The 6,005-nt window shown below is 64.1% G+C and carries 11 protein-coding genes; all 11 read right to left on the reverse strand.

The features are described 5' to 3' along the window. Positions 1-207: 207 nt before the first annotated feature. The gene (locus IED13_RS25130) at positions 208-1,026 is read right to left on the reverse strand and encodes a lytic transglycosylase domain-containing protein (RefSeq protein WP_404801909.1); all 819 of its coding nucleotides are present in this window, start codon (positions 1,024-1,026) and stop codon (positions 208-210) included. A 2-nt stretch (positions 1,027-1,028) separates the two neighbouring features. Then, complete coding sequence (locus IED13_RS25135; protein WP_041751094.1) at positions 1,029-1,541, reverse strand: S26 family signal peptidase; 513 nt, start codon at positions 1,539-1,541, stop codon at positions 1,029-1,031. Then, on the reverse strand, positions 1,538-2,041 hold the full coding sequence (locus IED13_RS25140; RefSeq protein ID WP_012047187.1) for a DUF2840 domain-containing protein: 504 nt from the start codon (positions 2,039-2,041) through the stop codon (positions 1,538-1,540). The genes IED13_RS25135 and IED13_RS25140 overlap by 4 nt, the downstream gene beginning before the upstream one ends. After that, positions 2,041-2,295 carry a ribbon-helix-helix protein gene (locus tag IED13_RS25145; RefSeq protein ID WP_012047186.1) on the reverse strand — a complete coding sequence of 85 codons (255 nt, stop codon included), beginning with the start codon at positions 2,293-2,295 and terminating at the stop codon, positions 2,041-2,043. Before IED13_RS25145 ends, IED13_RS25140 begins: the two co-directional genes overlap by 1 nt. After that, complete coding sequence (gene parA / locus IED13_RS25150) at positions 2,292-2,930, reverse strand: ParA family partition ATPase (protein WP_012047185.1); 639 nt, start codon at positions 2,928-2,930, stop codon at positions 2,292-2,294. Before parA ends, IED13_RS25145 begins: the two co-directional genes overlap by 4 nt. Further along, a complete protein-coding gene (locus IED13_RS25155; RefSeq protein WP_191125817.1) occupies positions 2,927-3,982 on the reverse strand; it encodes a replication initiator protein A in 1,056 nt (351 codons plus the stop codon). The genes parA and IED13_RS25155 overlap by 4 nt, the downstream gene beginning before the upstream one ends. Before the next feature lie 8 nt (positions 3,983-3,990). Continuing rightward, positions 3,991-4,275, reverse strand: coding sequence for a helix-turn-helix transcriptional regulator (locus tag IED13_RS25160; RefSeq protein WP_041751092.1), 285 nt, complete (start codon positions 4,273-4,275; stop codon positions 3,991-3,993). A gap of 120 nt (positions 4,276-4,395) precedes the next feature. Continuing rightward, on the reverse strand, positions 4,396-4,953 hold the full coding sequence (locus IED13_RS25165; RefSeq protein WP_012047182.1) for a DUF2285 domain-containing protein: 558 nt from the start codon (positions 4,951-4,953) through the stop codon (positions 4,396-4,398). Further along, on the reverse strand, positions 4,856-5,167 hold the full coding sequence (locus IED13_RS28980) for a transcriptional regulator domain-containing protein (protein WP_244424244.1): 312 nt from the start codon (positions 5,165-5,167) through the stop codon (positions 4,856-4,858). Before IED13_RS28980 ends, IED13_RS25165 begins: the two co-directional genes overlap by 98 nt. Before the next feature lie 122 nt (positions 5,168-5,289). Beyond that, a complete protein-coding gene (locus IED13_RS25170; protein ID WP_012047181.1) occupies positions 5,290-5,568 on the reverse strand; it encodes a DNA -binding domain-containing protein in 279 nt (92 codons plus the stop codon). 48 nt (positions 5,569-5,616) lie between these two features. Beyond that, positions 5,617-5,895, reverse strand: a complete 279-nt coding sequence (locus tag IED13_RS25175) for a helix-turn-helix domain-containing protein (protein ID WP_041751091.1) — start codon at positions 5,893-5,895, stop codon at positions 5,617-5,619. Positions 5,896-6,005: the final 110 nt, after the last annotated feature.

The raw sequence follows: 6,005 nt of genomic DNA on the forward strand, positions 1-6,005 counted from the left end.
GACATTGATTTGCTTGGACAAATCGAGGTGAGCGCCAGCAGGGGTAGTCGGTGATATCGGTAAATTGTCCAATACAACCAACCACATAAGCCGCGCCGAAGGCCGGCCTTTTCCCTTGCCGTCCGTGGTTGTGGTTCCTCTGCCGACCTTCCGACCCTCGCAACTGTCGGGGTACGCAGTTCAATGCACCTGCCGAACTGACACCGCTCATGGGGTTCGTCGATCAGACGACAGCACGACGAAGAGCCCGTCGGCTTGCGGTGCGAGTCCGGTCCAATCCTGCGGCGAACGGACGCTCGGCGCGTTGGACGACTGCGGCCCGCCGGTCTTCGTTGTGTCGTCCGATGCGGTGGACGGCTGTTTTGGAAACAACGATGCCTCGGTCCATGATCGGACGACGGACGCGAGCAATGTCGTGTCGTCGATCACGCTGCCACCGACAATGGGCGCGAGCCTGGTCAGGTAAGCGCGCGTTTCCGCCGGCAACGGGCGGCCGGTGGCGAGATGATCTTCCCAGCGCGCTGGACCGGCGTTGTAGGCCGCAAGGAAGCCGGGAACCCCATAGCGGTCGTGCAGTTCGCGCAGATAGCCGGCACCGGCGATGATGTTGTCATGGACGTCGTAGGGATCAGCGCCGAGATGGTAGCGTTGTCGCAGTGTCGCCCAGGTTTGCGGCATGATCTGCATCAAGCCCATCGCCCCTTTCGGCGATATCGCGTGTACGTCGCCGAAGCTCTCGGCGCGCATCACGGCCCGCATCCACGTTGTCGGAATGCCGAAGCGCTGCGAGGCCTCGGCCACGAACGCTGCAAAGCGTGTGGCATCTGGAACGCGCGCGATATGATGGATGGGCGTCGATTGGGCGCACACCGGCCCGCCAGCCGCGATCACCCCGGCGGACAGACAAGCGCTGATCAGCGCGATGCGAAGATGCGATGGCTGTCCGGATCGGCAGGCCGGAAAGGAGAAGGGGGATCGACCGTGCGCCGACGAAGCTCGGCCGCAGGACGGCTGGAGGTGAAGCACGGTCAGTCCTCCTCCCGCGTCCATATCGGGTCGGCGCGGCCGGCGATCGTCGTGCGGGAAAGCAGCCCGAAATAACGGCCGTCGAGCGAGTCTGCGGATTGCCAGTTCATGAGGAAGACCTGGCCGTCGGGAATGCGCTGGCAGCCTTGCCAGACGGGCAGCGGTCGATCGTGCGTGTCGCGATCGAGCGCATCGCCCATCGCTATGCCGTCGACGGTGATGGTGCGCTGGCGGCGGCATACCGTCTGGCCTGGAAGCGCGAGCACACGCTTCAGCATGGGCACGCCCTTGGGCAAATAACGGCGGTCGGAGAGGAATTGGGCCAGGGCGTCCGGTGGACGCACGACGACAAGTTGGGTGACGTGGAGCGCGCCGACAGAGTGGATGGCGTAGAGGCCGATCGGCACGCTGTCGCTGGCGTTCCAAATGAATTTGGGCGAGACAGGGAAGATCGCGCTGCAGGCGGAGACGAGCAGCACCAGATACGTCGTCATGACGTAGCCGAACCGCGTCACTTGAGCACCCGGTCGCGCAAGAGCCACGCGCGATGCTGGTCGCGGCTGTAGGGGCGGGGCTCGTAACCTGCCCCGAGGCGATTGTGGACGTGCCTCCAGTAGTCCGGCGCGACGGCTGCAGGATCAATGCCGAGCGTTTCGACCGTGTCGATTGTGGCGAGGACGCGCTCGACTTTGGGCCAGCCGCTGATCCGGAGCAGGATCTCGCCGCCGGGACGGACAAAAGGCAGCGTCTGATAGGCCTCGCCTGGCGCGATCGCGCGCAAGATGTCGATGCGTGAAACGATCGTGCCGTAATCGTTGGAAGCCCAGCGAACGAAGCCGAAGATCGTGTTCGGCGCAAAGGTGAGGACACGTCGGCGACGATCGATGATCGTTTCGCCCGTGTCGTGACCGAATCTTATCCAGTGCTCGATGCGTTTCTCGAGCCACGTCAGTTCGACTGCCGTCAGCGTGTCAGGCGAACCGGCTCGCGCGTGTGCGAAGGCGGGATTGGTCATCATGTTTGTTCTCCATCGGTGTTGGGGAATTCGCGCGTGAGGAGCGCCCGCAGCATGTCGGCGACCGTCTGGCCGCGTTGGAAGGCCGCGATTTTGATGCGGCCGCGGAGCGCGGGCGTGATGTCCACGGTGAGGCGCGCCGTATAGGGATCGCTCTCCGGCGTCGCACCGGCGCTGCGATCGGGCGCCTTGATCCAGGCGTCCGCATCGCGTGGTCGGGATGCGAAGCCGCCGTTCGAACGCCGCGCCGTCATGGTGCGAGCCTTTCGGTCTCGACAGCGAGGGAGGCGATCTCGCGGGCAGCGGCGCTCGTCGCGCTTTGCTCGAAGGCGAGCTGACCGGTGCGCGCGGCGTCCGCGAAAACCACACGCTGGCTGATGCGCGTGGCGAGCGCCGGCGGATCGTGGTCAGCGAGACTCTGCGCCGTGTCGCGGGCGATGACGGTGCGCGCGGCACAGCGGTTGAGCACGAAGCGTGCGACAAGGGCAGGACGGAAGATGCGCGCTTCGGCGATCAGGGCCAGCATCTCGGCGGACGCCCAGCCATCGAGCGGCGATGGCTGGGCCGGTACAAGAACGGCGTCGGCCGCGAGCAACGCCGAGCGCAACAAGGCGGCGATGCGAGGCGGGCCGTCTATGACAATATGGTCCGCATCGCGGGCAAGCTCGGGAGCTTCACGGTGGAGCGTATCGCGGGCGAGACCGACCACGCCGAACAAACGTGCGTGGTGGCGCCGGGCGCGCTGCTCGGACCAGTCGAGAGCCGATCCTTGGGGATCGGCGTCGATGAGGGTCACGCGCTTTCCGTGACGGGCCCAGTGTCCTGCGAGGTGCAAGGCGAGTGTCGTCTTGCCGACGCCGCCCTTTTGATTGAGCAGCGCGACGATCACGGCGCGTCACCATCGGTTTTCCACCCTGCGGGCCGATGGGAAACAACAGAATCGTTAGATTCTTGTTTGTTAGATTCTAAGTTAGGGGCGTCGTAAGCAGCGGATTTTCCGTTTGAAAATGCGCCTTCCGGTTCCTGATGGCACGGGCGCGCGGTTCCCGATGGCACGGGAACGGTGGTTCCTGATGGCACGACCGCTTCCACAGGCTGTCCACATGCTGCTGTGGACAAACGAGCCGGAAGGAAAACGAGCAGTTCATGTCCGCCGCGGTCGCGCTCGACATCGAGCCGATAGCCCGGAAGCGGCTGGCGGCGCGCGATGTCGCGCAATTCGAAGGCAAAGCGTTTGAACGGCGAAAGGCTTGCGGACTTGTCGTAGAGATGACGAAAGGCGAACCGCCAACCTGCACGCTGGCGACCGGCATGCTTGCGCACGATGCGATAAAGCCAGCGCTCCAGGCCGCCGGTCAGCCTGAAGTAGTCGCGGTCAATCGTGAGCACCAACGCTTCGTCGAGAACAGCTTTGTAGAACCAGTCCGGTACGATGAGATCGATGCCGTCGGCGCGCCCATGCGCATCCGCGCGCTCCGTCCATTCGTTGATCCACGAGAAGCGGTGCGCGCGGCGTTCGTTGGTCTGGCGCAGCGTCGTGGCGACGGTCGTCGATTGAAGGCGGTCGAGGGCCGCTTTCAGCCTGTGATAGTCGCGTGCGCTGTCACCGCGACCGATGAACGACAGAATCTCATAGGGTGTTGCCGCCATCAGGCGTGAGGTGCGCAGGCCGCTGTCGCGTGCCTGGACGATCTGGGAGGCGGCCCAGATCAGGATATCGGCGTCCCAGATGGTCGCCATGCCGTGCTCCGGCACGGCCTCGACGCGGATGGCAATCTCGCCGCTCCGGTAGTCGATCGGCGTGATGCGATGGGTCTTGGCGAGCGAGAAGAAAGGATAGGCCATGAGGTCCTGGGCGTCGCGCGGCGCGAGATCGCCTGGCAGCGCCCGAAACAGTTCGAGCTGCTCGCGTTCGGAGCGTGAGCGGTGGCGCGACGACATGGCGGTGATCAGCGGCGCGGATGACGCGCCTGCTCGAGCTCGGCAGGCGAATGGCGGCGCGCGGGCAGGACGACGGCTTTGCCAGGGTCGGACGTCGACGCCTTGGCGGCTGCGTCGACCCACTCCTGCAGGTCTTCGACGCGATAGACGACACGTCCGCCAAGTTTCGAATAGCGCGGGCCAGTGCCGTAGATGCGGTGCTTTTCAAGCGTGCGGATGGAAAGACCAACGAAGCGTGCCGCTTCGGGCGTACGCAGGTAGCGTTGCGGCACGCCTGCGAGAGTGGTGGACATGGGATACCTCGGTGATCGTTGGGGCGGCCGTCGGAGGACGGCGGCTACTGGCGATCACGGTGGCGGAGGGGTCTCGGCCAAAATAGTGCGATGTCGGCAGGCAGTGAGATCGCACCGGTCTCAGATGCGGCGCCGGTAAGGATAGAGAACAAGCTGCCGGTAGCCGCCCTTCATCATCTCGAAACCGAGCCGCACGAGACGGCCGGTCTGATCCCGCAGTTCGTGCGAAATCCAGTCACGTTTGGTGATAGGGGCGGTTTCGAAGAGACCAGCCGCGATGTCCGGATATGTCGTTCCGAGCAGGCGTGCATCGAGCGCGCGCAGCGCAAGGATGAAGCGCTTGCGGCGCTCTTGAGTAAGGGCGCCGGCATCCGGTGGCGTTCGACGCCCGCCGAGGCCATGCCAAAGGCGTAACGCGGTAGCGACGCGGATTTCGAAAAGCCGGTCGAGCGGTAGGAGCACAGCGTATGGACCATCCGTGTTGAGGAATTCAACACGGACCGGCGTGCCGCCGAGCGTTAGAGCCCGTGCGGCGGCCGCTCTTGCAATTGCGCTAAGAAGTCTCGGCGGCAAGCCGAGTTCAGGATTGACGAGTTCGTCGGGCGCATCTGTGATGGTGACGACGCGAGGGAGCGCTTTGGCTGTCCATTGAGCGGCCGTTGCGGGGAGGTCGGGCAATTCGGGGGCGAAATCGCACCCCCCAGCGTTCGGCGAACGCAGCCGTCTCGGCGTCCAAGGGATTGATAGCGCGGCCCCGGCTCCGGTGTGCAAGCCGCCTATGGTCTTCCTGAAATTCGGAGTTCCGGCGCAAGAATTCAAATGCGAAAGCCGGCGCGTCGAGCAACCGCAGTTCCTGGTACGCGTCCGCCGATCGCCAATCGGCAGCACTCATTGTGATGTCTCCTCCAGCGTCCGCTCATGCGCGGATGTGGATAGGAGAATGCACGTTCAGGTGGTGTTCTGAAACCCACAGCAACAGCAGCGCATGCTGCGCGGTCTGCACGGAACTATTTTCTAGTGCGGCGCTCCACCATAGAGAAGATGGCGGTAACCCTTCTCCGTCATCCATCGTGCGCGGGCGAGATGCGTCTCCCAGGCGCGGCGTGCGCGATCGGGTTCCGTCGCCGGGTCGATGCGCAACACGAGCTTTGCGACCTCTTGCCAGTCGGCGCCATCGGAGTCGGCATCAAGCAGACGGAGATATGTCACGAGGTGGCGCTCGTCATAGCCGGTCAGGATTGCGGCTGTCGGCGCGATATCATCCACTGCTGGATCCCGGGGTGGCGACTGCATCAAAGCTCCTCGACGACACGGTTTCTTAAACGTTAACACATGCTGGTTTCAACGTTTCAAGTTTGCCGACCTTCGCCCTGAAGCCGTTGCAGGCTTTGCCTCGTGAAGCAGCATGATTCCGCGGCCACGGTCGGATTCGACAAAAAGAATCCCCGCCGCCTCCAGCGCGCGGCGAACTTGGTCCCGCGTGCTCTCGTGCGTCGGGAGCCCGCGCTCGGACTCCAGACGTTTGAGGGCGGTCAACGCCACCAGGGCTTTTTCGGCGAGCATCTCTTGCGTCCAATTCAGCAAGGCTCGCGCCGCCCGCACTTGTCGGCCGGTGATCATTCATGATCACCTCCGACAGACGATCTGCGCGCACCAGAAAAACGACTATAATAGTCGTTATGGGTCGTCGCAACGGTGCGCCGAGGCCATATTTGGCCTCAGGAGCGGGT

This window comes from Allobosea spartocytisi (genome assembly GCF_014764685.1).
Lineage (GTDB): Bacteria > Pseudomonadota > Alphaproteobacteria > Rhizobiales > Beijerinckiaceae > Allobosea > Allobosea spartocytisi.